Annotated in this window: 21 protein-coding genes; 14 read left to right on the forward strand and 7 right to left on the reverse strand. The window is 37.3% G+C overall.

The window, feature by feature from the left end; all coding sequences use genetic code 11:
• Positions 1 to 290 precede the first annotated feature (290 nt).
• The gene (locus tag BEN71_RS01805) at positions 291 to 647 is read left to right on the forward strand and encodes a DNA transfer protein p32 (RefSeq protein ID WP_068973905.1); all 357 of its coding nucleotides are present in this window, start codon (positions 291 to 293) and stop codon (positions 645 to 647) included.
• A gap of 151 nt (positions 648 to 798) precedes the next feature.
• Here BEN71_RS01805 and BEN71_RS01810 read toward each other — a convergent pair whose 3' ends face one another.
• Positions 799 to 1,287: a PaaI family thioesterase gene (locus BEN71_RS01810; RefSeq protein WP_068973904.1), complete on the reverse strand. Its 489-nt coding sequence runs from the start codon at positions 1,285 to 1,287 to the stop codon at positions 799 to 801.
• A 119-nt stretch (positions 1,288 to 1,406) separates the two neighbouring features.
• Between BEN71_RS01810 and BEN71_RS01815 the strand changes: the two genes are divergently transcribed.
• The 7 genes from BEN71_RS01815 to BEN71_RS01845 all read left to right on the forward strand — a co-directional run bounded on the left by BEN71_RS01815 (position 1,407) and on the right by BEN71_RS01845 (position 8,519).
• Positions 1,407 to 2,279 carry an alpha/beta fold hydrolase gene (locus BEN71_RS01815; protein WP_068973903.1) on the forward strand — a complete coding sequence of 291 codons (873 nt, stop codon included), beginning with the start codon at positions 1,407 to 1,409 and terminating at the stop codon, positions 2,277 to 2,279.
• 83 nt (positions 2,280 to 2,362) lie between these two features.
• On the forward strand, positions 2,363 to 3,730 hold the full coding sequence (locus BEN71_RS01820) for a Na+/H+ antiporter family protein (protein ID WP_068973902.1): 1,368 nt from the start codon (positions 2,363 to 2,365) through the stop codon (positions 3,728 to 3,730).
• A gap of 372 nt (positions 3,731 to 4,102) precedes the next feature.
• Positions 4,103 to 4,732: an OmpW/AlkL family protein gene (locus BEN71_RS01825; RefSeq protein WP_068973901.1), complete on the forward strand. Its 630-nt coding sequence runs from the start codon at positions 4,103 to 4,105 to the stop codon at positions 4,730 to 4,732.
• Positions 4,733 to 5,008: 276 nt separating this feature from the next.
• Positions 5,009 to 5,611 carry an OmpW/AlkL family protein gene (locus tag BEN71_RS01830; protein ID WP_068973927.1) on the forward strand — a complete coding sequence of 201 codons (603 nt, stop codon included), beginning with the start codon at positions 5,009 to 5,011 and terminating at the stop codon, positions 5,609 to 5,611.
• Between the two features lie 137 nt (positions 5,612 to 5,748).
• Entirely contained in the window at positions 5,749 to 6,090 is a 342-nt protein-coding gene (locus BEN71_RS01835; protein ID WP_068973900.1) for a lysozyme inhibitor LprI family protein, read from the forward strand.
• A gap of 82 nt (positions 6,091 to 6,172) precedes the next feature.
• Complete coding sequence (htpG, locus tag BEN71_RS01840) at positions 6,173 to 8,092, forward strand: molecular chaperone HtpG (protein WP_068973899.1); 1,920 nt, start codon at positions 6,173 to 6,175, stop codon at positions 8,090 to 8,092.
• 46 nt (positions 8,093 to 8,138) lie between these two features.
• Positions 8,139 to 8,519 (forward strand): hypothetical protein, encoded by a 381-nt coding sequence (locus BEN71_RS01845; RefSeq protein WP_152033026.1) that lies wholly within the window; start codon positions 8,139 to 8,141, stop codon positions 8,517 to 8,519.
• 60 nt (positions 8,520 to 8,579) lie between these two features.
• On the opposite strand, the gene BEN71_RS01850 is transcribed toward BEN71_RS01845, so the two are convergent.
• The 3 genes from BEN71_RS01850 to BEN71_RS01860 form a co-directional block, all read right to left on the reverse strand.
• Entirely contained in the window at positions 8,580 to 9,713 is a 1,134-nt protein-coding gene (locus tag BEN71_RS01850) for a hypothetical protein (RefSeq protein WP_068973897.1), read from the reverse strand.
• A gap of 229 nt (positions 9,714 to 9,942) precedes the next feature.
• On the reverse strand, positions 9,943 to 12,141 hold the full coding sequence (locus BEN71_RS01855) for a phosphocholine-specific phospholipase C (protein WP_068973926.1): 2,199 nt from the start codon (positions 12,139 to 12,141) through the stop codon (positions 9,943 to 9,945).
• A gap of 807 nt (positions 12,142 to 12,948) precedes the next feature.
• Positions 12,949 to 13,650: a DsbA family oxidoreductase gene (locus BEN71_RS01860; RefSeq protein ID WP_068973896.1), complete on the reverse strand. Its 702-nt coding sequence runs from the start codon at positions 13,648 to 13,650 to the stop codon at positions 12,949 to 12,951.
• A gap of 194 nt (positions 13,651 to 13,844) precedes the next feature.
• On the opposite strand from BEN71_RS01860, the gene BEN71_RS01865 reads away from it, so the two are divergent.
• From BEN71_RS01865 to BEN71_RS01880, 4 genes are all read left to right on the forward strand, one after another.
• A complete protein-coding gene (locus BEN71_RS01865; protein WP_068973895.1) occupies positions 13,845 to 14,606 on the forward strand; it encodes a hypothetical protein in 762 nt (253 codons plus the stop codon).
• Between the two features lie 198 nt (positions 14,607 to 14,804).
• A complete protein-coding gene (locus BEN71_RS01870; RefSeq protein ID WP_068973894.1) occupies positions 14,805 to 15,326 on the forward strand; it encodes a hypothetical protein in 522 nt (173 codons plus the stop codon).
• Between the two features lie 160 nt (positions 15,327 to 15,486).
• Positions 15,487 to 16,851 (forward strand): AAA family ATPase, encoded by a 1,365-nt coding sequence (locus tag BEN71_RS01875; protein ID WP_068973893.1) that lies wholly within the window; start codon positions 15,487 to 15,489, stop codon positions 16,849 to 16,851.
• A 16-nt stretch (positions 16,852 to 16,867) separates the two neighbouring features.
• Complete coding sequence (locus tag BEN71_RS01880) at positions 16,868 to 17,572, forward strand: RloB family protein (protein WP_068973892.1); 705 nt, start codon at positions 16,868 to 16,870, stop codon at positions 17,570 to 17,572.
• Between the two features lie 50 nt (positions 17,573 to 17,622).
• Here BEN71_RS01880 and fadA read toward each other — a convergent pair whose 3' ends face one another.
• Entirely contained in the window at positions 17,623 to 18,795 is a 1,173-nt protein-coding gene (gene fadA, locus BEN71_RS01885; protein WP_068973891.1) for an acetyl-CoA C-acyltransferase FadA, read from the reverse strand.
• 12 nt (positions 18,796 to 18,807) lie between these two features.
• Positions 18,808 to 20,961 carry a fatty acid oxidation complex subunit alpha FadB gene (gene fadB, locus BEN71_RS01890; protein WP_068973890.1) on the reverse strand — a complete coding sequence of 718 codons (2,154 nt, stop codon included), beginning with the start codon at positions 20,959 to 20,961 and terminating at the stop codon, positions 18,808 to 18,810.
• A 513-nt stretch (positions 20,962 to 21,474) separates the two neighbouring features.
• On the opposite strand from fadB, the gene lpxO reads away from it, so the two are divergent.
• Entirely contained in the window at positions 21,475 to 22,419 is a 945-nt protein-coding gene (gene lpxO / locus BEN71_RS01895) for a lipid A hydroxylase LpxO (RefSeq protein ID WP_068973889.1), read from the forward strand.
• A gap of 147 nt (positions 22,420 to 22,566) precedes the next feature.
• Positions 22,567 to 22,983, forward strand: a complete 417-nt coding sequence (locus tag BEN71_RS01900) for a PH domain-containing protein (protein ID WP_068973888.1) — start codon at positions 22,567 to 22,569, stop codon at positions 22,981 to 22,983.
• Between the two features lie 36 nt (positions 22,984 to 23,019).
• Here the strand turns inward: BEN71_RS01900 and BEN71_RS01905 are convergent, their stop codons facing one another.
• Positions 23,020 to 24,063 carry an AAA family ATPase gene (locus BEN71_RS01905; RefSeq protein WP_068973887.1) on the reverse strand — a complete coding sequence of 348 codons (1,044 nt, stop codon included), beginning with the start codon at positions 24,061 to 24,063 and terminating at the stop codon, positions 23,020 to 23,022.
• Positions 24,064 to 24,197: the final 134 nt, after the last annotated feature.

Raw genomic sequence — 24,197 nt, forward strand, 5'->3', positions numbered from 1 at the left:
GCACGATGGGTGAATTATCTTAAAAATCAATGATAGGCTTGAAAATTTTCAATTCATATTGATTACTGAATCAAGGTAAAGATGTATGAAAAGCTTATATTTTTCAATTTTGAATACTGAAATATAGTGTCTTATTAACACGAATGTTCTTTTAATTATAAAATTCATCTTTGATAATAAATCATTACAAATGGCTACATGAGCATGCAATTTAATTCATAAATTGGTGTTTTCATTTAATGAGTAGAACTCAAACGCATTTGTAAGTTTAGACAAAAAGGATGAATGACATGAAAAAGACAGTAATGATCATGATGTGCGCAAGCTTACCGTTAATGATGTTGACTGGTTGTGAAAACATGTCTGCAAACGACAAGCGTATCGCTTCTGCTGCACTTGGTGGTGCAGTGGGCGGTGGTGTAGGTAATCACGCGGGTAATGGTGTCGGCGCTGCAGTCGGTGCTGGTGGTGGTGCGGCTGTCGGTAGCAAGGCTAATAATGGCTCAAACCGTAATGCAACATATAGCGGTGTAGGTGCAGGTATCGGTGCTGTGCTTGGTAAAGGTATCTTCGGTGGAGATACTGGTGCCGCAATTGGTGGTGCAATTGGTGGTGGTGCTGGTTCTGCAATTGAAACTAAGAAGTAATTTAATATAGAAATTATGTACTTGAGATAAAATAAGCGCAAATTGCGCTTATTTTTTTGTGTATAAATGATAGGTGCTTAATCGAATAATGATGATTATAAGAATAGACTTAAAAAAATATTTGGAGAGCGGATGCGTTTAGAAAGCGATTTTAGCGTTTAAATGGCTTTGATTTTTTTCTACGGATATATACAGTCTTTTGAACTTCTGCGATTCTTAGTCCAGAATCATCAAAAATATTTAAAGTGTAATTTCGATAAACGGGTTGGTAATTATCAGCCAGTTTTTTGATGTGATCTATTTCATTTAAATCTAAGCGAATATCTGCATAGACCGTACTTCGTCCTGGTGAGAGAAAATTAATGGTTGCCGCTTTGTCCCAAACGATATATTTAGGTCCAAGATGATGCATCAAAATCAACATATAGAATGGATCAACCATCGAATATAGGCTACCGCCAAAATGTACGCCGACAACATTCTGATTGCGCTGAGTTAAAGGCATTTTGACACGAACATGGAAATTTTTGAGATCAATTTTATCAATCTCGATACCAGCACCCTTGTAGGGTGAATAGTGATTCAACATAAACTTAGAGACAAAGGGGATTGTCTGTAGTTTCTTGATTAGTGAATTCATGGTCAATTCTAGTTATCTATTTTTCAACCATAATAAAGAACAGAATGGAAAGAGGCATTGATCGAAATGCCCTATACCATAAAATCATAGTCAATGGTTAAAACAATAAAGGTGAGTCGATGCAAGCGCAAAGTTATTGGATTTCCACTCAAGATCAACAAAAACTATATGCAAAAACATGGGGCAATGTTGAAAAACCGGCTTTAGTCTTGGTACATGGTTATCCCGATAATCAGGAAGTTTGGGAACCGATCATTGAAAATTTAATTCATGATTTTTATATCGTGACTTATGATGTGCGTGGTGCAGGTGAGTCGAGTGTACCAAAGCGTATTCGTGATTATGCATTACCGCGTTTGTCTTTAGACTTAGAGTGTGTGGTCAATGCGCTTTTACCAAATCGTAGCTTTCACTTAGCTGCACATGATTGGGGTTCTATTCAGTCATGGGAATCAGCCACTGAAGCAAAATTTAAAGATCGTATGTTGTCTTATACGACGATTTCTGGTCCATGTTTAGATCATGCTGCTTTCTGGATGCGCGATCAATTTGCCAATCAAAAAAGTAAATTTTTCAAACAATTATTTAAGTCTTGGTACATTGTTGCATTTCAACTGCCGATCCTAGCACCTACAGTTTGGCATTTCTTTAATCCTGAGCGTTGGGGCATGGTACTGAGTCAGTTGGAGAAAACCAAAGGCTTACCATTAAATCAAAATATTTCTAAAGATGGTGAACATGGGATTAGTTTATATCGAGCGAACTTTATTCCTCGTTTAACACGACCACGTCAGCGTCATGCAATATGCCCTGTACAGGCAGTCGTGTTAAAGCGTGATAAGTTTGTCAGCCCAGAATTGATCGATGAAATGCCAAAATGGGTCGAAAAATTTGAACGTGTGGAAGTAGATGCAAACCATTGGGCAGTATTGAGTCGTCCACAAGAAATTGCAGGATATATTGCTCAGTTCGCCCATAAAAACCAAAATTAATAAGTTCACGAATAACTCGATAAAAGGGGCAGTTTTACACAGATTCTCTGCTAAAATGCCCCTTTTTCTATTCATCTCATCTTATGATCGCAATTATTGCTGCTATTGTAGTCATGTTTGGACTATCTCTAGCTCGTGTACCTGTAGTTTTTGCTCTAATTATTGGGGCAATGACAGGCGGATTAATGGCAGGGCTAGGGTTACACGGAACTTTAGAAGCTTTTAATAATGGTTTGGGCGGTGGTGCAAAAATTGCACTGGCTTATGGGGTATTGGGTGCTTTTGCAGTGGCTTTGGCAAAATCAGGCTTACCCGATTTATTGGCGTACAAACTCATTAAAATGTTAAAAGCTGATGCGAATGTGTCCGCTCAGAAAACAGTAAAGTATGTAATTTTCTTGACGATTGCTTTAGCTGCAATTTCTTCACAAAACTTAATACCTGTACATATTGCATTTATTCCTGTGCTCATTCCACCATTACTGAGTGTGTTTAATCATTTGAATTTAGACCGTAGAGCTGTTGTATGTTTGCTCACCTTTGGTCTATGTGCGACTTATATGTTAGTCCCAGTAGGTTTTGGTGCAATTTTCTTGAATGATATATTGGGTCAAAATATCAATACCTTTGGTAAGCCTTATGGTTTTGCGATTAGTTATGATCAAATTCCGAAGGCAATGGCAATCCCAGTATTGGGGATGTTTGTTGGCTTATTATTTGCCTTATTTGTGAGCTATCGTAAGCCAAGACATTATCAAGACATTCAAGTTGAAAATAAATCACAGCAAATCTCGAATGAAGTTAAAGCAGGAGAGGATGGAAAGCCACAAGTTGCGACTTTTACATTGATTATGGCTGCAGTTGCTGTCGCCATGACTTTGTTAGTACAAGTAAAATCTGATTCGATGATTTTGGCTGGTTTAGTTGGTGTTGCAATCTTAAGTTGTGCAGGTATTTTTAAATGGAAAGAAGCTGATGATGTGATTGTCAGTGGGATGCGAATGATGGCATTGGTTGGCTTTATCATGATCTCTGCGCAAGGTTTTGCATCGGTGATTGAGGCAACCAATCAAGTACCAGCTTTGGTGCAAGCATCGGTCGAGTGGATCGGCAATAGTAAGGCTTTAGCTGCATTTTTAATGCTTTTGATTGGCTTGTTGATCACTTTAGGAATTGGTTCTTCATTCTCTACTGTGCCAATTTTAGCGATTATCTACGTGCCTTTATGTATTCAATTTGGTTTTAGCCCTATGGCAACCATTACCATTATTGGTACTGCCGCAGCTTTGGGTGATGCGGGTTCACCAGCTTCAGACTCTACATTAGGTCCGACTGCGGGTCTGAATATGGATGGTCAACATGATCATATGAAGGACAGTGTTGTTCCAACCTTTATTCACTTTAATATTCCATTATTAATTTTTGGTTGGATTGCAGCAATGGTGTTGTAATATATCCAATTTATAGATTAAAGCTATTCATCAAGTGATTGAGAATAGCTTTTTTGTATTTGGTCTGAAATATTGGCTAGTTATGAGAAATATCGCTTAATTTTATTAAATATACTTTTTTATAATAATTCTATTTATTAGAATATCTAATTAATTTTTTGATAAAAGTCTATTAAAATGATTGGTTTTATTTAAAAATAAAATCATATTAATTAAGTTGGTATTAAAACCAACCTTAAAGCTATGATTAAAATAAATTTACTTATATAACAATTATTTAAAAATAATAATATTATTAAAACTTAAATAGATATTGCAAGATTATTAATACCTGTGTTTAATGCGATTAATAACAACGATGGGGTATTAATAATGTTGAAACAAGTCGCGATTATTGCATTAATGGGAATGTCTGCTTCTGCTTCTGCTTCTGCTATGGCAGGTCAATGGCAAGTGAAAGTAGGTGGTTCTGTAATTGCACCGACTACAGATAGTGATGTTGCTGGTGTAGGTACAGTAAAAGCTGATCATGAATTTGCATTTACGCCATCTGTTGAATATTTCTTTAATGATAATATTTCGACTGAATTGCTTTTAGCTGCACCTATTAATCATGATGTTTCTATTGATGGTGCGGACGCTGTAAAAATTAAACACTTACCACCAACAGTAACTTTTAAATATAATCTTAAAAACTCAACCCGTTTTACCCCTTATATCGGTGTAGGTGGTACAGCATTTGTTGCTTGGGATGAAAAAACTAAAGGTGATTTAGCTGATTTAGGCGCTAAAGTTAAAGTGAAAGAAGATTTCGGTTTTGCAGGGCAAATCGGTTTTAACTTCCAACCTGCTGATGCAAAAAATTGGGGTGTATTCTTTGATGCACGTTATGCTCAGTTAAGCCCAGAAGTTAAAGTAAAAGTAGGTAAAGACACAATTGCTAAATTCGATCTAGACATCGACCCAATGGTTTATACTCTTGGTTATAGCTATAAATTCTAAGTTTTAGTTCTTAAAATTTAGTTTAGAAAACTCGGCAGTTTGCCGAGTTTTTTTATTGAATAAAAGATCAGACAGAAATATAGAAACTGAATTTACTTAGCATTTTTTATTTAAAAAATTTATTTCGATATAGAAACCTAGAATTATTATTTTTTAATTCTTTTTGATGCATTTACATTGGTAGCTGTTCAGATCAAATGATGATCAGCACACACTTATTTAAAAGACCATAGAAAAGAATCAAAGAGGTTAAAATATATGTTTAAAAGATCAACAATACAAAAATCACTTTTCGTTGTTGCACTGAGTTTTTGTGCAGTTTCAACGAGTTTTGCATCGAATTGGCAATTAAAAGTCGGTGGAAGTTTATTAGCGCCTGCCAGTAATAATGGCACACTTGCTGGTGCAAAAGCCGATGTGAGCTATGAATATAACTTAACCCCTTCTGTTGAATACTTTTTTGGTGATTCACCTTTTTCGGCAGAGCTACTTCTCGCTGTTGCACCCTTCAAGCATGACATTAAATTAGATGGCGCTGAAGCTGCGACATTTAAGCATTTACCACCAACAATCACTGCAAAATATCATTTAAAAAATAGTACTCGCTTCACGCCATATATAGGTGTTGGGTTGACAGTTGCAGTACCTTGGGATGAGAAGTTAAGAGGAAGTAACTCAAAACTTGAAGCCGATGTGACTTATGGTGTCGCAGGGCAATTGGGCTTTAATTTCCAACCTGCTGATGCCAAGAACTGGGGCGTATTTGCAGATGTACGTTATGCGCAAGTTGAAAGCGATGTGAAACTAGATGGTAAAGACATCGGCACTTTAGAGGTGAATCCTTTGGTGTATACCTTAGGTTATAGTTACAGGTTCTAAAGTTGAAAATGTATATAAAACCTTGGTCTAGCTCAGGTTTTATATACAATAATATTCAAAAATGATGCTTTTTGTACTGGTTGAAAATGTAGATTTTAATTATTCTGTAGCTTATTCATTGTTGTTGTCGAAGACTTATGAAAGCTTTGATTTTCATTCTATTAGGCTTATTGAGTGGTATATCTATCAGCCATGCCGCCAGTTTTAATTGTGAGCGCGCACAGACTCAAACTGAACATACGGTATGTGAACAATTGAGTTTGAATGATGCCGATGTAAAAATGGCAACGACCTATAATATTATTCGTAAACTTGTCCCGATGGGGACGCGTGGTGTCATTCAAGATCAACAAGTGAAATGGTTACAGCTTCGAGATCAATGCCAAGACAATGTGAATTGCTTAACCGAAGTCTATAAAATGCGCCAGCAGAAGTTGGATATTTATATGAACAATATTTATAAACAGGGACCATTTTAATTTTTGGCGAAACCTTGAAAATCAATAAAATCACTCCATTCATATAGCAATTGATTTTTAGTTTGCGTGAAAGGAGTGAAGAATGAGCGAACAAACAACACAAAAACATAGCTTCCAAGCGGAAGTGGCTCAACTTTTACATTTGGTGACCCATTCTCTTTATTCAAATCCTGAAATTTTCCTCCGTGAATTGATTTCCAATGCGTCAGACGCATGTGACAAATTACGTTTTGAAGGGATCAATCATCCTGAATACTATGAAAATGATCCTGACCTGCATGTCCGTGTTAGCTTAGACAAAGATGCGAAAACCATTACCATTTCAGACAATGGGATTGGCTTAACTCAACAAGAGGCGATTGATAACCTCGGTACGATTGCCAAATCGGGCACCAAAGACTTTATGTCGAAATTATCTGGTGATCAAAAAGCTGATGCGCAATTGATTGGTCAGTTCGGTGTAGGTTTCTATTCAGGCTTTATTGTGGCTGAGAAAATTACGGTTGAATCACGCCGTGCGGGTGAACCTGAGTCTGATGGTGTGCGTTGGATCAGTGGCGGTACGGGTGATTTCGAAGTTGAAGTGATCAACAAGGCTTCACGTGGAACAGATATTATTTTGCATTTACGTGATGATGCACTTGAGTATTTAGAGTCTTATAAAGTTAAACAAATCATCAATAAATATTCTGATCACATCAGCTTGCCAATCGAAATGCAAAAAGAAGTATGGCAGGAAGAAGAAGTTGCTGAGGGTGAAGAGCCTAAAGGCGGTCAGTATGTGAAAACTGATGAGTGGGAAGCAATTAACTCTGCAAGTGCTTTGTGGACACGCAATAAATCAGAAGTGACTGAAGAGCAATATGTTGAGTTCTATAAGAATTTAACCCATGACTTCGAAGCACCGTTGGCTTGGACACATAACCGTGTCGAGGGTAGCACTGAATATACCCAATTGCTTTATATTCCAAGCAAAGCAGCGAGCAATATTTTCACGCGTGAAGCCAAAGCAGGCATCAAACTCTATGTGAAACGTGTATTCATCATGGATGAAGCGGATAATTTAATTCCAAATTATTTACGTTTCGTACAAGGTGTGGTGGACAGTGCTGATTTACCATTAAATGTCAGCCGTGAATTATTGCAAGAAAGCCGTGATGTGAAAACCATTCGTGAGGGCAATACCCGCCGTGTTTTGACTACTTTGGATGGCTTGGCAAAATCTGAAGATGCAGCAGACCAAGAGAAATTCAAAACTTTCTATGCTGAATTTGGTTCAGTGATCAAGGAAGGTTTGGGCGAGGACATGGGTAACCGTGACCGTATTCTTAAACTTTTACGCTTCTCTACTTCGACCAATGATGAAGTTTCAACGTCACTTGAAGCCTACAAAGCACGTATGAAAGACGGGCAAAAAGCCATTTACTACGTGACTGCGGACAGCTTGGCAGCAGCGAAAAACTCACCACAACTTGAATTGTTCCGTAAAAAAGACATCGAAGTATTGTTAATGGCGGATCGTGTTGATGAATGGGCAATGGAGTTTGTTCATGAGTTTGACGGTACACCAATGCAAAACGTGGCAAAAGGTGCTGTTGATCTTGGTGACTTACAAGATGCCGAAGAGAAAAAAGCACTTGAAGCAGCGGCAGAGCAGTTTAAACCTGTGGTTGATAAATTGTCTGATTCACTCAAAGCCAAAACCAAAGAAGTGCGTGTAACGACTCGTCTTGTTGATTCTCCTGCGTGTTTGGTGACAGGTGAAGGTGAGCTTTCACCACAATTGGTGCGTATGTTGAAACAAGCAGGGCAAGCGGTACCTGAGTCTAAACCGATTCTTGAAATCAACCCTGAGCATCCTTTGGTGAAAAAATTGGAAAGTTCAGCGCAGTTTGATGATTTAGCCAATGTGATTTTCGATCAAGCCGTGATTGCAGAAGGTGGTTTACCTGATGATCCTGCGGAATATGTAAAACGTATTAACAATTTATTGCTGAAATAAGTCGTAAAATGTTGCTAGAGAGCCTATCGTAACGATAGGCTTTTTTATGAATAAAAAAATAATGAAATGGATAGTATGGTTTTTGAGTATTTTGATTTCTGCTGAAGTTTTTGCACAGCAGTCTTTGGGACGCAATTCAGAATTGAGTTTTGAAGAAGGAATTTTAAGAGAAAAAGTGGTTAAACCCTTATTAAAACAAAATAAGGAAACACAACAAAAGTATCGTTATTGTTTGGAAAGTTTAAAATCGAAACGTTGTACACCATTGAGCATAACTGAATCTGCGAGTTTTGCTCAAAGTTGGATTGGTCAAAAAATTAAAGTCACAGGTAAACTGAAAGAACAATATGAGGTAGACGAAAAGACAGGGCTTAAGCTTCATTCGGTTTTTGTTTTAGATGTAATTGATGCTCAGCAAGTACGTTAAAATAAAGAGTGGATAAGTCCCAACTTATCCACAGTTGTTTAAATTATTTCCATTCTCGGCTTAAAATAATGCCTCAAGTCGTACCAAGGCACTTGGATAATGACTCTTGTCTTCACGATGATCGTTGAAATAGTTTAGGTCACCTTGTACATAGAACCATTCACGCCATACAGGTTGACGCCATGATACAAAAGGTCCCCAACTGTTTAGACGCAAATCATCATTATTATAAAAACCACCGGTATACATACCGTAGTTAAAACGATTACCTTTAAAGAATTGATGCTGACGATAGGTACGGTTATCCCAAGTTAAATCATCATCCTGTTCATCGGCATAGGTTATATAGAACTGATTAGATAAAAAAGCCTGATCTGGACGAGCATGAGTCAGTTCTAGGTTTGTCCGTAAATAATTTTCACTGTCGATGCCATAACGATAAATTTGTTCCGCATGGAAATAGAAATCGTTGGCTAGTTTCCAATCCTTTTCAGCTTTTAGGCGGGCGTAGATATCATCGCCTGAACGAATACCCAAGTCAGCATCGACATCAAAAGGTAAGCGTTTAGACAGTTGTGACCAACGTAGTGCAATCGAGCTGTTATCATCACGGATTTTTTTACTATCGACTGATTTATCGGGGTTACGATCTGTCCCGCTTCCTGTAATTGCAATATTGTTTTCGATTTCATCGTCTAAAGAATCGTCACCGAATACTACACTGAGACGATTTTCTAAGGTCGGTAATTTAATTTTTCCTCGAATACGAGGACTAAAGTCATAGTTATCGTGCTTATTCCATCGGTTATCGAGCAATACTCTCAACGAAGCTGTAGCAGGCTTAGTTGGATCGGTTTCACCAAACCAACTGTCCATTTTATTGGCTGTGCGATCGACCCAGTTTCGAACACTCTTTTGTTTTTGGTCTGCCCATGTTTGATTTTCAGTTTCAGATGTTGGAGGCACGATAGCCAAATTTGATTGTTCTGGGAGAAAAGTAGGTGTTGAATCTACGAGCTGAGGAATATATTCCCAAATATTAAAATAGGGGTTTTTCGTGACAGTTGTAGACGTTTCTTGAAATTCTTCATTAGAATCAATTATTTCTGATTCTGCATAAGTTTGACCAAAGAGGCTACTGGTAATAATACTGAATGCAAAAATTGAAAGCTTAAACTTGATAGAATTCATCATTCATCAATAACCTATTTTTCTGTTTGGTATATAAAACTAATACTATATTCTAATAAAAAAATCAGCTTGATTTAAAGAAGTATTTTGTCAAAACAAATTGAAATCTTATGTAGAAATAGGTGTAGGTGATTGATAATGAAGTATACATCTCAGTATTCTGAAGCAAGCAACCGAATATTGAGATTGCTTGCTTTTAAAAGTGTGTCTAAAGGTTAAAAGCTGACAGACCTTAATTTAAAATATAGCCAAAAGCAGGATCACTTACACCATGCTGACCTGTTTCAACTCGCCCTGCAAAGCGACGATAAAAATTCATTGCTTCTTTGCAAGTGACTTCAAAATCATACCAATGCCCTGAGTCTTTTAATGACCATGACAGGATTTCTTCAGCATTTGGTTTGACTGTTATCGTTTTCGCCTGTTGTGAGAAATAGGCTTTGTCTTTGACCGTTAGAGTGCAGTTTTGTGAACCTGTATTGTGCAATTTTAAATAGACATCCCCTTTTTCTAAATCATAGCAAACTTGGATTTCAGGCAGTATTTTTGCAGTCGTTAATTCTTGGAAATTACCTTTAAAATAGCGTAAGAATCCATTATGACTCAGTACCCAAAGATCATACTGATGATTGTTTAGTGACCAAATATCCTCAAGCTGTTTATTTGCTTCAACCACATAACGACGAGGAAATTGATCTAAGGCAAGTTTGTCATAGACATGGAATACAGCCCCTTGCGTACCTGCATTGGCAAATTTAAGTGTTATATCGTTGGCTGAAGTCACAGCGCTGTTATGCAGTACATAAGGCAAAGCACGTGAAGGGCGGCTTCCTGTTTCTTGCTTCGGCAGTTGTTGATTGGATGGTACTGGAATTTGCAATAAAGCACCTTGAGCGATTGCAATCGCATCAGCTTCTGCCTGTGTTTTCTTGCCATTTAAAACAGGCAACTCTAATTTATTGGGATTTTTAAAATCAAAAGCAGAGGTTAAATCTCCACAAATAGCGCGTCGGAAAGCGCTGATATTGGGTTCTTGAACATTGAAGCGTTTTTCTAAGAACTGAATCACTGATGTATGGTCAAAACTTTGAGAATTTACCCAGCCCCCACGACTCCACGGTGAAATGATATACATCGGAACACGAATCCCAGGCCCAAAAGGTTGTCCATCACCGACAGACTTCCCATCTTTACGTGCTTCTAGTTTTGGCTGTTTGCTAAATCCTTCTGGGAATGGATAATTGCAATATTCATAAACCATGTCTGCGTCACTAAGGGTGGTTTTACCATAAGTTTTGCCTGTGTTGTGATCATAATAAGGCGGGCATGGTGGTGCGACATGATCAAAATAACCATCATTTTCATCATAGTTAATGATCAGTACGGTTTTACTCCAGACTTCTGGATTTGAGGTTAATGCATCCAATAACTCTTGGACATACCAGCCACCTTGAACTGGCGATGACGGTGATGGATGTTCAGAATAAAGCGCTGTAGGTACGACCCATGAAACTTCAGGAAGTTGATTGTTCAATACATCCTTTTTAAGCGTATCAAATAGTCCTTGATTGGGGAGTGTATTGGCAATTCCTTTAAATAATGGATTATTCACATCATCAATCGCAGGGTCATAGGCAGGGCTGATGACTTTGCTGTCGCTAGAAACTTGACGTTCTTTAGGCGCTTTTTCGTTGGCTGCACGAAATTGGCGGAATGTGATGAGCTGATTACAACCAAAATTATCTGGCATATTTTGATAGACTCGCCATTTCACACCTGCTGCTTCTAAGCGCTCGGCATAGGTTGTCCAAGTCAGCCCGACTGAAGAAGGGCCAATTGAACTCTGCTCATTATTCAGCATATTTACACCAGCAGGCTTAGGACCATTGCTTCCTGTGTAATAAAACAAGCGATTGGAATGTGTTCCTGTATGCATGGCACAATGATTGTTATCACAGACTGTAAATGCTTCAGCGAGTGCATGTTGGAAAGTCAATTCTTTGGGTGAATAATAAGACATCGAATGGTCTTTTTTGATTTTTGGCCAACTGTCCATGCGACCACCATCCCAGGCATCTTGAGAATCGATCCATGTATGCGGTGTGCTATTGAGACGTTGTGCATTGCCTTTAGCACTGTCTAATTCATACGGTAGTACTTCTTTGCCCAAGGCATTGAGCTGTTGCCAAACTGTACGATTATTGGCAAGTGGAATGGTAAAGCGATCGCCAAATCCACGATAGCCTTTACGTGTACCATAATAACTATCAAAAGAGCGGTTTTCTAACATCAGCATGACCACATGTTTGACATCTTGGATCGTACCAGTTTGATTGTTGGCATCAATCGCTAAAGCTTTTTGAATCGAGTTTGGAAAGGCAGCCATCGCGCCTAAGCCCGCCAATCCTTGTAAAAAGTGACGTCGATTCATTTTTATTGTTTTCATGTTTTAATTTTCCTCGAATTATTTCTATTAAGGTGCACAATTCAGTTTAGGTGTATTGGGCTTGTTTTCTGATGAATCATCATCATTACAAGCACTGAGTCCAAAACTCATCATAATAAAAAATCCTAAGAGGATAATTTGGCGTGTTTTTTTTATAAAAGGAGGGCTGTTCATTGACAATTTGCTTCCATGAAGTTGAGTCAAGAACATAGGAAAGGCGAGTTGCAAAGATGTGACTGTGCTTTGACAGATTCATGAATTTCAAAACATCTTGAAATGTAAAAAAGCTAAGTTGTTTATTTTTAAAATAAAGAAATAGGTTGTGAAATTTTTATAAAAATATAGGAGAAATGTGATCACATCATGCACAGGTTGTGGATAACTTCGATCTTATCCACTCGGAATTTTTTAACAAATCAACAAAAAATCCCCCAAAATGGAGGATTCATTGTCTTAGAAACTAAGAAAATACAAACAACGTGGGATATACATCAAAAAAATAAAAAGAAAACTACAGCGCGATAAATTCGTAAAAATACAATTTCTAAAAATATATTAATAGATCAAAAAAAGCTTGAACAGTTCTATTTATGCAACGCTCTATTGCAAAAATGACACAAAATAAATGAAAAAATGTCAGTAAAAATAAGTAAAAGAAATATAAAAAATTCTTTTAAAAATTGAGACCTAAACATTTAAGTTGAATCTCAATAAAATTGTAACTGATCAAATCAGGTGAAATTCTTGCGAGCATTTCACCTGTTTGTGATTTGATTATTGTGTCACTCAGATTTATTTATTCGGCACTTCACAAGATTCATCATTACATGATGGTGCATTTGGTTGCTCAACTTCAACATCATTGGCTGATTCAAGGGCTTTTTGCATCACTTGAACAAATACGTCACGTGGTTGCGCACCTGCCAAAGCCACACGTTGATCAAATACAAAGAATGGAACGCCAGTCACTTTGAGTTGATCATGTGCTACTTCTTCATCAAACTTCACAAAATCAGCAAATTCTTCAGAATTAAGTACATCATCCACTTCAACAGGATTTAAACCAATACGTGCAGCAACATCTTCAATCGTTTCACGTTCGCCAATCGGCAAACCTTGGGTCATATAGCTATAGAAAAAAGCTTCTTTGGCTTCTGAACCTAAACCTTTGCTTTGCGCAAGGTGAATAATACGATGCGCGTTAAAGGTATTGCCAGAATTGGCATTTTCCCAATTAAACTCAATGCCTTCTTCTTTTGCCATCGCTGCGATATTACGTTGCATTTCTTCAACTTCAGCAATGGTACGACCATATTTTTGCGCTAAACGTTCAGAGTTAGACACTTCTTGGCGTACAGGTGCTTCTGGATCAAGTTCAAAGCTGTGCCAATGTACTTCGAGTTCAACACCGACTTGCTCAGCAGCAGCTTCAAAACGTTTTTTACCAATATAGCAAAAAGGGCACACCACATCTGACCAAATATCTACACGCATGGGAAATCTCTAAAATCGAATAATGAACAATGATGGGGTTGTTGGAGAGAAATTTAAAGGGACTTTTTGAATAGAAAATGGATTTACTGTTGTGGAGTCATGGGTATTTATCGCTAATATGGATAAATAACATACAGTTTTTTATAATTTCATATATATTTTGAAATATGAACAATGATATGTGGAGTGAGGGAATGCGACGAACGTTGCTGATTGTGATAAGCCTTGTTTTGGTGATTCTCTTAGCCATCGGTGGCTTTCTTTACTATGACCATACTTCGATTAAAAATGAAGAAGCCAATCGCCAGGCATTTGATTTGGTGATGACAGAAAAAATGCGTCAACTTTCTGAACAAGCTCAAGATCGCTCTAAATCGGTTCAGATTGATATTCAGGATGCACGTTTAAAAGGTGACTATAAAACGCTATCTGAGTTTTTATTGGCTTATTGGGTGCGGAATGTCGATACTCGAAATGCTTATTTAAATCAACTTGCTGCTGCCAAATGGGATCAGTTTTTAGATGTAAATCGACTTGATCTAGATCGAAAGCAAAATTATGCAGAAACTACGCAAATGTTGACTACGGTACGTCAAGCCATGCAACAGTATCAGCAAAAGAATAATGAAAATAAACAACAGGCATTGCAACAATTGAAGCAATTGGATTTACACAAAGATCTGAAACAGCCGTTACTGGATAAATTACAGCAAAATGCAAAAGTTGATCCTGAAAATGCTTTGATTTTGAATGAATTACAGATTCTAGCCAAAGCTGAAAAAATGTTTGAACTGTTAAAAACTCATGAATGGAAAAAGCAGGGCAATCAAATTTTATTTAAAGAAGATGCACAAGTGAAACAGTTTAATCAACTTTATCAGGATGTTTTAAAGCTCAATAGTCAAATCAACTCCAAGAAAGAGCAAAATGCGGAGGTTTTGGAAGATGAGCTATGAGTTTTGAAATAAATAGGATTTTATTGTAAACATCTATTTATTTATCATCATTTGATAAATTAATGGTATGGGGTTTACCGTTTATCTAAGTTTTGATGAATCAAAACGTGGTTTGCTGTAGCCTATTTTATACCCAATTTATTTTATTCGATCATATTGTTATCCATGATATGGCGATCCATTTTACAGGTGAAACGTATGAACTTTATCAAAGCTTCGATACTTGTAACTGCACTGAGTTCTATTTTTTTAACCAGTGTGCAAGCTGAAGAAGTCACAACTTTGCCAACTATTAAAGTGATGGCAGATGCTGAGTTGCGTGATGAAGAAGTCAAAATGGCACCTTTGCAAGAAGATAAAAATGTCCGTAAAGCTTTGCAGAAAAAAATAATTAAAAGTGAGCAAGATATTCAAAATTATATGATTGGTGATAATGCCAATATTGTGAATGTTCAACCGAAAGCACCGCAGGTTGATATGAGCGGTTTAAGCCCAATGATGCAAGAATATGTTTTGGCAGTTGCATCAGGTTTGCAGTCTTCTGATCCGACGTCTGGTTTGATGACGATGTTGCAACCTGTTTCGATGGGGCTTACTCGTGATCAAGCGATTGAGGCTGTTAAAAATGGTTCGTTTAAGTTGAATATAGATACAGATCGTTTGAATTTGATGATGGGTGATAATAAGTGGCAAAATAATTTGCCGACGAATAAGCGTTAAGCTGAATATGATGTTGAAAAGCCAATCAGATGATTGGCTTTTTTGTTAACCAATATTTTATGATGTAAATTTATTCTTTACATAAAGCGGTTGAGTTGTTAAAAATAAAGCATTAAGATGGTAAATGTGAAAAAATCACAACTATATTAATGAGAGCTGTATGTTAATTAGATTTTCAGTAGAAAATTTTTTGTCTTTTAAGGATAGAGTAATTTTCTCAATGTACCCAAGCAAAGGGACTTTAAAAAAAAATCATTTAAACAAAAGTCTAAAAAAAATTTCAACATTAAAATTTACTTCAGTTTTTGGAGCTAATGCATCAGGAAAGTCAAATTTAATTAAGGCTATACATTTTGGTCAAAAAGTTGTGTTACAAGATCAATTAAAAAATTTACTAAACGAGTTGCCAAAATTTAAATTAGATAAAAGTTGTTTGGATAAAAATGTAAGATTTGAATATGAAATACAAACTAAAAAGTCGAATTTCGCTTTTGGTTTTGTTTTAAATGAGAATATAGTGGTTGAAGAATGGCTTTATTGTATTGATAATAAGGAAGAAAAGCTAATTTTTGAAAAAAAATTAGACAGATTTATCTTCTCAGAAGATTTTTTAGATAAGTTTGATGATTCAAAATATTTAAATATTATTTCTAACTCAACGCCATCTGATAATCTTTTCTTAAGCTATATAAATAAAATTAACTTAGATGAAAATAATAAAATTCATTTTTCAGATTTTTTAGATGTTTTTGATTGGTTTAAAAATGCTTTAAATATTATTTATCCAAATTCAAAATCTACAGGTTTTTTATTTGAATTAACTAAATCCGTAGATTTTCGAACGCTATTTATTACTTTTTTAGAATATTTTGATACAGGTATTTGTGGTATTGATTTTAAGAAAGTTAATTTTGAAAGCTTGGAGATACCAGAGCATTTGAAAAATAAGATATTGGGTGATCTCAATGATAAGTCTTCAGAAAAACAGGCTGGAATGATCTCAGACCCTAATAATAATTCTATTATTTTTCTTGAGAAAGGTGATGATAAAAAGATAGTCTCATCGAAATTAATTACCCAACGAAAAGACATAAGTGGTTCTAATACTTCATTTGATATAGCTACTGAAGAATCAGATGGTACAAAGAGGTTATTTGATTTAATACCTCTTTTTATTGATGTAATTGATGGAGGAAATGTAATAATTATTGATGAAATGGAAAGAAGCTTACATCCTAATTTAATATATAATTTTATTGAACTATATATACATGTTACAAGTTCGAAAGAGAAGCAAGTTTCTTCTCAATTAATAATGGCAACCCATGAATCAAGCCTACTAACTCAGAAGCTTTTACGAAAAGATGAAATTTGGTTTGTTTCAAAGAGTAATACTGGTTCATCTTCTATTCATTCGTTGCAAGAATATAATGTCAGGTTCGATAAAGAATTAAGAAATAATTATTTAAAAGGACGCTTTAATGGTGTTCCTAATTTAGGTGAAATTGAAGATTTAAATTTTTAAATAGGTATTTATCATTGTGCCAAGAGAGAATATTCCTTTAGATCGTTTAACAAATATTTTGGAGCAAGAGCGCTTTCTAATAGTAGCATGTGAAGGATTCACTGAAAAAGCCTATATTAGGCAATTTTCTAGAATGTACCTAGAGCATCGTTCCGTTAAACATAAAATTAAAGTTTTGGATAGAAGTGAAAATGAAGAATCCTTTAGCGCCCCTCAGCATGTATTAAAACAGCTTAAAGAATTTAAAGCAGAGTTTTCCGCTGGTAAGAGTGATTTATGTTGGATGATCATTGATAGAGATCGTTGGCCAAATCTTTCAACCATTCTACAAGAATGTAGATCATTAGGTTTTAACCATGCTGTTAGTTCTCCCTCATTTGAAGTATGGTGTCTGTGTCATTGTTTAGATTTGAGAAACGTGAGTCAAGAGACTATTGATATAATTGAGCGAAATCCAAAACCAACAAAGAAGCGTTTTTTAGAGAAAAAGTTAAGTGAAGAAATGCAAAAGCATGGATTAGGTGGTTTTAGTAAAAAGCAGAATTTTGAATTTCACGCTAACTTTTTAGATTCAGAAAAAATAATAATGGCGATCGAGCAATGTATCTATTTCGAGGAAAAGGAACGACTGTTGAACCAAGATGAATATCAATATCCTAAAGTATTGGGTTCGCAGGTTCATATTTTTATTGATCAATTTAAACAATATTTATCCAAATGAAAAACCCCGCACTAAGCGGGGTTCTTTTTATCTCAGTATTTAATTAAAACTTAAACACGTTCGATAATAGTCGCGATACCTTGACCAAGACCGATACACATCGTTGCAAGACCGATTTGCGTATCTTGTTGCTCCATAACGTTCAGCAGAGTAGTCGTAATACGCGCACCAGAACAGCCCAATGGGTGACCTAACGCAATCGCACCACCGTTCAGGTTAATGATATCCTGCTTATCATAGATGTTCAGACCTTTCATTACAGAAAGACCTTGAGCAGCAAATGCTTCATTTAACTCGATGGTTTGGATGTCATCCATGCTTAAGCCAGCACGTTTAAGTGCTTTTTGCGTTGCAGGAACTGGACCATAACCCATGATCGCAGCATCACAACCTGCAATCGCCATAGAGCGAATCACAGCACGTGGCTTAAGACCAAGCGCTTGAGCACGTTCAGCAGACATCAACAACATTGCAGAAGCACCATCAGACAAAGCTGAAGATGTTGCAGCAGTTACTGTACCGCCTTTCGGATCAAATACAGGACGTAATGCTTTGAATGCTTCAAGGTTAGCATCGGCACGGATCACTTCATCGATATCGCAAAGTTGTTTAAAGCCATTTGCATCATGACCTTCAACACCGACGATTTCATTTTTGAAACGACCTTCCTGAGTTGCAGCCCATGCACGACGGTGAGATTCAACACCAAACGCATCTTGCTCATCACGAGAGATACCATTCATACGACCTAACATTTCAGCCGTTAAGCCCATCATGTTAGACGCTTTTGCATAGTGCTTAGATGCTTCAGGGTTCAGGTCGATACCGTGCATCATGCCTACGTGACCCATGTGCTCAACACCACCGATGATGAAAATATCACCCTGGTTAGTTGCAATCTGCGCCGCAGCAGTGTGGATCGACTGCATAGACGAACCACAAAGACGGTTAACCGTTTGACCACCAACAGTCTTAGGAAGATCAGCCAACAGCACGATGTTACGAGCAATGTTCATACCTTGCTCTAAAGTCTGGTTCACACAGCCCCAGATCACATCTTCAACTTCGTTTACATCAAACTGGTTACGAGCAACTAAAGCACGAACCAATTCAGCAGATAAGCTGTCAGCACGTACATTGCGGAACATACCGTTTTTGGTTTTACCCATTGCAGAACGTACGCCATCAACGATGACAACGTCACGCGGATTTAAAGTAGCCATTCACGTCGCTCCTTAACCGTAGAATTTTTTGTTGTTAGCAGCCATGTCACGCAACATTTGTGGCGCTTCATAAGCCTTACCTAAGTGTGCATATTTGTCACAAAGCGCAACGTATTCAGCAACACCTGTCTGGTCGATGTAACGGCATGGACCACCACGGAATGGAGGGAAACCTACACCCATGATCATTGCCATATCTGCTTCAGACGCAGTAGATACGATGTTGTCTTCTAAGCAGCGAACAGTTTCGTTACAGAATGTCAGCATCATACGGTCAATGATTTCTTGAGCATCAAACTCGTGCTTTTCAGTCGTTGCCATAGAAGCAACAAGCTCGTATGCAGTTGGATCAACCACTTTGGCTTTTTTGCCTTTACGATCAAGTTCATATTTGTAGAAACCAACGTCATTTTTCTGACCAAGACGTTTGTTTTCGTACATGATTTCGATCGCGCCTTTATAATCAGGCTTCATACGGTCAGGGAAACCTTCCGCCATTACTTCTGCGCCGTGTACACCTGTGTCGATACCCACAACATCGATCAAGTATGCAGGACCCATAGGCCAGCCGAATTTTTCCATCACTTTATCAACTTGCTGGAAGTCAGCACCGTCTTTAAGTAACAGATCAAACGCACCGAAGTAAGGGAATAACACACGGTTTACAAGGAAACCTGGGCAGTCATTCACAACGATCGGCGTTTTACCCATTTTCTGAGCTAAAACTACAGTCGTTGCAATCGCTTCTTCAGAAGTTTTTTCACCACGGATCACTTCTACCAATGGCATCATGTGAACTGGGTTAAAGAAATGCATACCTACGAAGTTTTCAGGACGCTCTAATGCATTTGCAAGGCGTGTGATTGAAATCGTAGACGTATTTGATGCAATGATCGTATTTTCACGAACTTTTGCTTCTGTATCACGTAATACAGCTTCTTTGATTTTTGGATTTTCAGTCACAGCTTCAATGACGATGTCGACTTCTTTGAATTCGTCATAGCTTAAAGTTGGACGGATGCGAGCAAGGGTTTCACCCATTTTCGCAGGAGTCATGCGTTTGCGTTCAACCTGTTTGGTTAACAAGCCATTCGCTTCAGACATACCCAAAGCAAGTTGTGGATTACCAATATCTTTCATGATGATTGGTGTACCTTTGCTTGCCGCCTGGTAAGCAATACCGCCACCCATGATACCCGCACCTAAAACAGCTGCTTGGTTAACAGGGTGCGCACCTTTTTCATGTTTCTTAGATGCTTTTTTCACAACTTGGTCATTGATGAATAAACCGATCAATGCACCTGCTTGTGGGGTAATCGCAGCTTTAGCAAATGCTTCAGCTTCAATTTTTAATGCTGCATCACGACCTTGGCTAACACCCGCTTGAAGTGAATCAAGAAGAAGTTTAGGCGCAGGGTATTGAGCAGGGTTTGCTTTGGCAAGAACCACACCTTTAGATGAGTTAAACGCCATCATTTGTTCAAGCATGTCTAACTTAACAGGCTCTAATTTTTCTTGACGTTTTGCTTTCCAGTTTAAACGACCTGAGATTGCTTGTTTCACAAGGTCAATCGCAGCATCTTGTAATTTGTCCGCAGCAACAACCGCATCTACAGCACCGTCTTTCAACGCAGCAGCAGGTTTTTTGTTTGCAGAAGTGGCAATCCACTCAACTGCATTGTCGATACCAATCACACGGCTTAAACGAACAGTACCACCGAAGCCTGGGATGATGCCCAGTTTAACTTCTGGTAGACCAACTGTTGCAGCTTCTGACATGACACGGTAGTCACACACTAAGCACATTTCAAAACCGCCGCCCAATGCAATACCATTGATCGCAGCAACTTTAGGAACTTCTAAATCTTCAAATGAGTTGAAAATTTCATGAACAGGCATTGCCCATTCTACAATTGCGCTTTCGCCTTGTTTGAAATTGTCACCGAATTCAGTGATGTCTGCACCAACAATGAATGTTGATTTACCAGATGTAACGATTAAGCCTTTCACTTCGCTGTTATTTTTTACAGCTTCAATGGCAGCTTTAAAGTCTTCAATCGTTGCACGGTTGAATTTGTTAACCGACTCACCTTGTAAGTCAAAGCGGAATTCTGCGATTCCGTCCGAAAGCATTTGGACGGTAATGGCATTGCCAGCGTGGATCATGCCCTGATCTCCTTTTTTGGAGGACTTCTAAGTTGATGTTCTGAAGTGTGTGTGCAATTCCCGCACACATTTCGACTTCTCTAATCTTACGATAACTATATCTAAAAAGAACCTAACAAGTTGTATCAAGCCGTGACGCAAGGGTCATCAATTTTTTTGTTGCAAAAACTTGTTCTGGATTAAACAGTATGTGCATGAAATTCTAGAAATGAAGCAAAGCGAATGTTTAATTTGAGTTTTTTCATAAAATAAAGGAAATATTTAGGTTTTTTAAAAGCATTTTAAGTATAAATAAAAAATAAGTTTTTAGTCATTTTGGTCAATTGATTGTATCAATCCAAAAGAACACAGTATTTTCAAGTGAGTTTTATATAAGGTGATTTCTTTTTACGATTGGCATTTTACGTACTATTTTTGTTAAGATTTACCATTGATAGTCTCATTGATTGAGATTTTCATTGCATTAGCAATCCTTTATTGCTCGATTACCCTTACTAATGAAATGAGTGCTGTATGATTAAATGGATCATATTGGCGATTTTTGTGATGTCTGCATTGTATATCCAAAATCGCGGTAAAGTGCGTCATTCGTTTTATCGTCAGTTCTTTGACCATTCTACGATACTCGCACCCATCAATTTCTTGATGTACATGTTTTCTAAAGTGCCAAATCAACCCTATATCGACACTCAACATTTTAAAGACTTAAAAGTGTTGGATGAAAACTGGGAAATGATTCGTGATGAAGCGAAAGCACTTTATGCCAAAGGTGGGATTAAAGCATCTAGTAGCTATGATGATCTGGGCTTTAACTCGTTTTTTAAAACAGGCTGGAAGCGTTTTTATCTGAAATGGTATGACTCAGCGCATCCTTCAGCGGCAGAACTTTGCCCAAAAACCACTGAATTGTTAAAAACATTACCGACCATTAAAGCTGCGATGTTTACTGAGCTTGCACCTGATAGTCGTTTAGTCCGTCACAGAGACCCTTATGCAGGTTCATTGCGTTATCACTTGGGTTTATTAACACCAAATGATGATCGTTGTTTTATTGATGTGGATGGTCAGCGTTATTCATGGCGTGATGGTGAAAGTGTGGTATTTGATGAAACTTATATTCACTATGCTGAAAATACCACAGACCAAAACCGTATTATTTTCTTTGCCGATGTAGAACGACCATTAAAAGCTAAATTTATGGAACGTTTTAATCATTGGTTTGGTCGAAAGGTCATGACTGCGGCAAGTTCTCCGAATGAAGCAGGTGACCAAACTGGCGGTTTAAATAAGGTTTTTGGTTATGTTTACCAATTCCGTATTAAAGCCAAAGCATTGAAGCAGAAGAATCGTCAACTGTACTACTTCTTGAAGTGGTTCATCATGTTAGGTCTATTCTTCTTGATTTTTATTCGACCTTATATGTCACAAATCATGGCATTCTTTCAAAAGTTGTTTTGATTGTATTGAAATATCTAAACGCTCGAAAGGGCGTTTTTTTATGCCTTGAATTTGTGTATTCACACTAATGAAAAATAAAGCAATAAATCCATGAAATAATTATGGGTTTTGGTTAGAATCATGTGAAATATACATGGGTTGATAGAGATGCAAACATTTCGAAGCAAAATTGATTGGTGGGTTTTTGGCTTTATTGTTGCGATGTCAGGTTTGTTGATTCAACTCTTAGTAACGATGTATGCCAAAGGAACAATGCAGGAATATCCTGAGCATACTACCGTGTATATTTTGACTGTGATTTTGCTTTGGTTGCCGTTGTTGACGACACGTTATGTGATTAAAGATCGGACTTTAACGATTCATACTCTTATCTTTAAATGGGTGATTCAATTGGATGATATTCAAAAAGTCAGCCCAACAGATCATTTGGATGTATCGCCTGCATTGTCTTTGAAGCGGTTTAAAATAGAATATTTGAAAGATGGAAAGCCTAAACAAATATTGGTTTCACCGAGAAATCCACAAAAATTTTATGAGCTAGTAAATACGAATTATTCTAAATGATCAGTGAGAAAAAGTATTTCCTGAGTTTCCAAGCTTTTATAAAACGTGAAATTCAGCATTGTGGTAATCAATCCTGATGTCATTATTTTCAGGATGATTTAAAAAATAAATGGCTAAAACTGGCTCAAGTTCAGTCCTGATTTTCCGTGCTAAATGCCGTGCGCCAAAACGAATATCATGATCTTGATAAAAATAGGCTTTGGCTGAATCGGTTAAATGAACAGTTCGTTTTTGATGTAGTAAACGCTGATTAAGCTTTTCCAGTTCGATCTCAACCAATTGTGGTAAAGCATCTGATTGTACTGCTTGATAATGCAAAGTTCGATCAATCCGATTGAGAAATTCAGGATCAAATTTACGATACATGACTTTTTCAATAATGGTCTGTGTTGGTATGCGTTTGAGGCAGATGTCCTGCATTTTTTTTGGTAAAAACTGTATTTTCTCCAAATATTGCTGTGCTGCCTGTGCACCAATATTACTGGTCATAAAGATCATACAGTTTCTAAAATCTATGGTTTTTGTCCCTGCGGTTAAGGTCAGCTTTCCTGTATCTAGAATATTCATCAAGCCACGAATTACTTCGGTAGAAGCTTTTTCTAACTCATCAAAAAGTACAATGCCTGGACGGGTATGTGAACCAGCAATTGCAGTTTCATCAAAGAGGCTATGACCTTCTTTTGAACCGACATAGCCAGGCGGTGCGCCTGTGATGGCTGCTGTATAATGCTCTTGTGCTAAAGTATTCATATCAATGCGACAAAAGGCATCGGCTTGTCCATAAATGGCTTCCGCAATTAATCGTACAGTTTCAGTTTTCCCTACACCTGTTGGGCCAAGCATCAGCGTGACCGAAAGCGGTTTATCGGGTGGAGAAAAATCAGCTTTAACCACATGCAACATTTTCGATATTTCATCTAATGCTTTTTCTTGTCCAATAATATGTTTACGCAAATGTTGCATCACAGTTTTAGGTTCAAAATGAAAGCGTGATTTTCCTAGACTCCGATCTTTCTCAGATCTGCCATGCGTGGAAGTGGAAGGCTTTACGATATGGATTGCTGCATTTTCAATGCTCATTCAAATTGAACCTAACTTGATCAATAAATAAATTTATCACTTGAGCATAGCAAAAATTAAAGGGCTGACTAATAGCTTTTAGCAATGGGATGATCGGTGAATTCTTTGTTTCTACACGCTTAGTAAATAAATTG

The sequence above is a fragment of the Acinetobacter wuhouensis genome (genome assembly GCF_001696605.3).
Lineage (GTDB): Bacteria > Pseudomonadota > Gammaproteobacteria > Pseudomonadales > Moraxellaceae > Acinetobacter > Acinetobacter wuhouensis.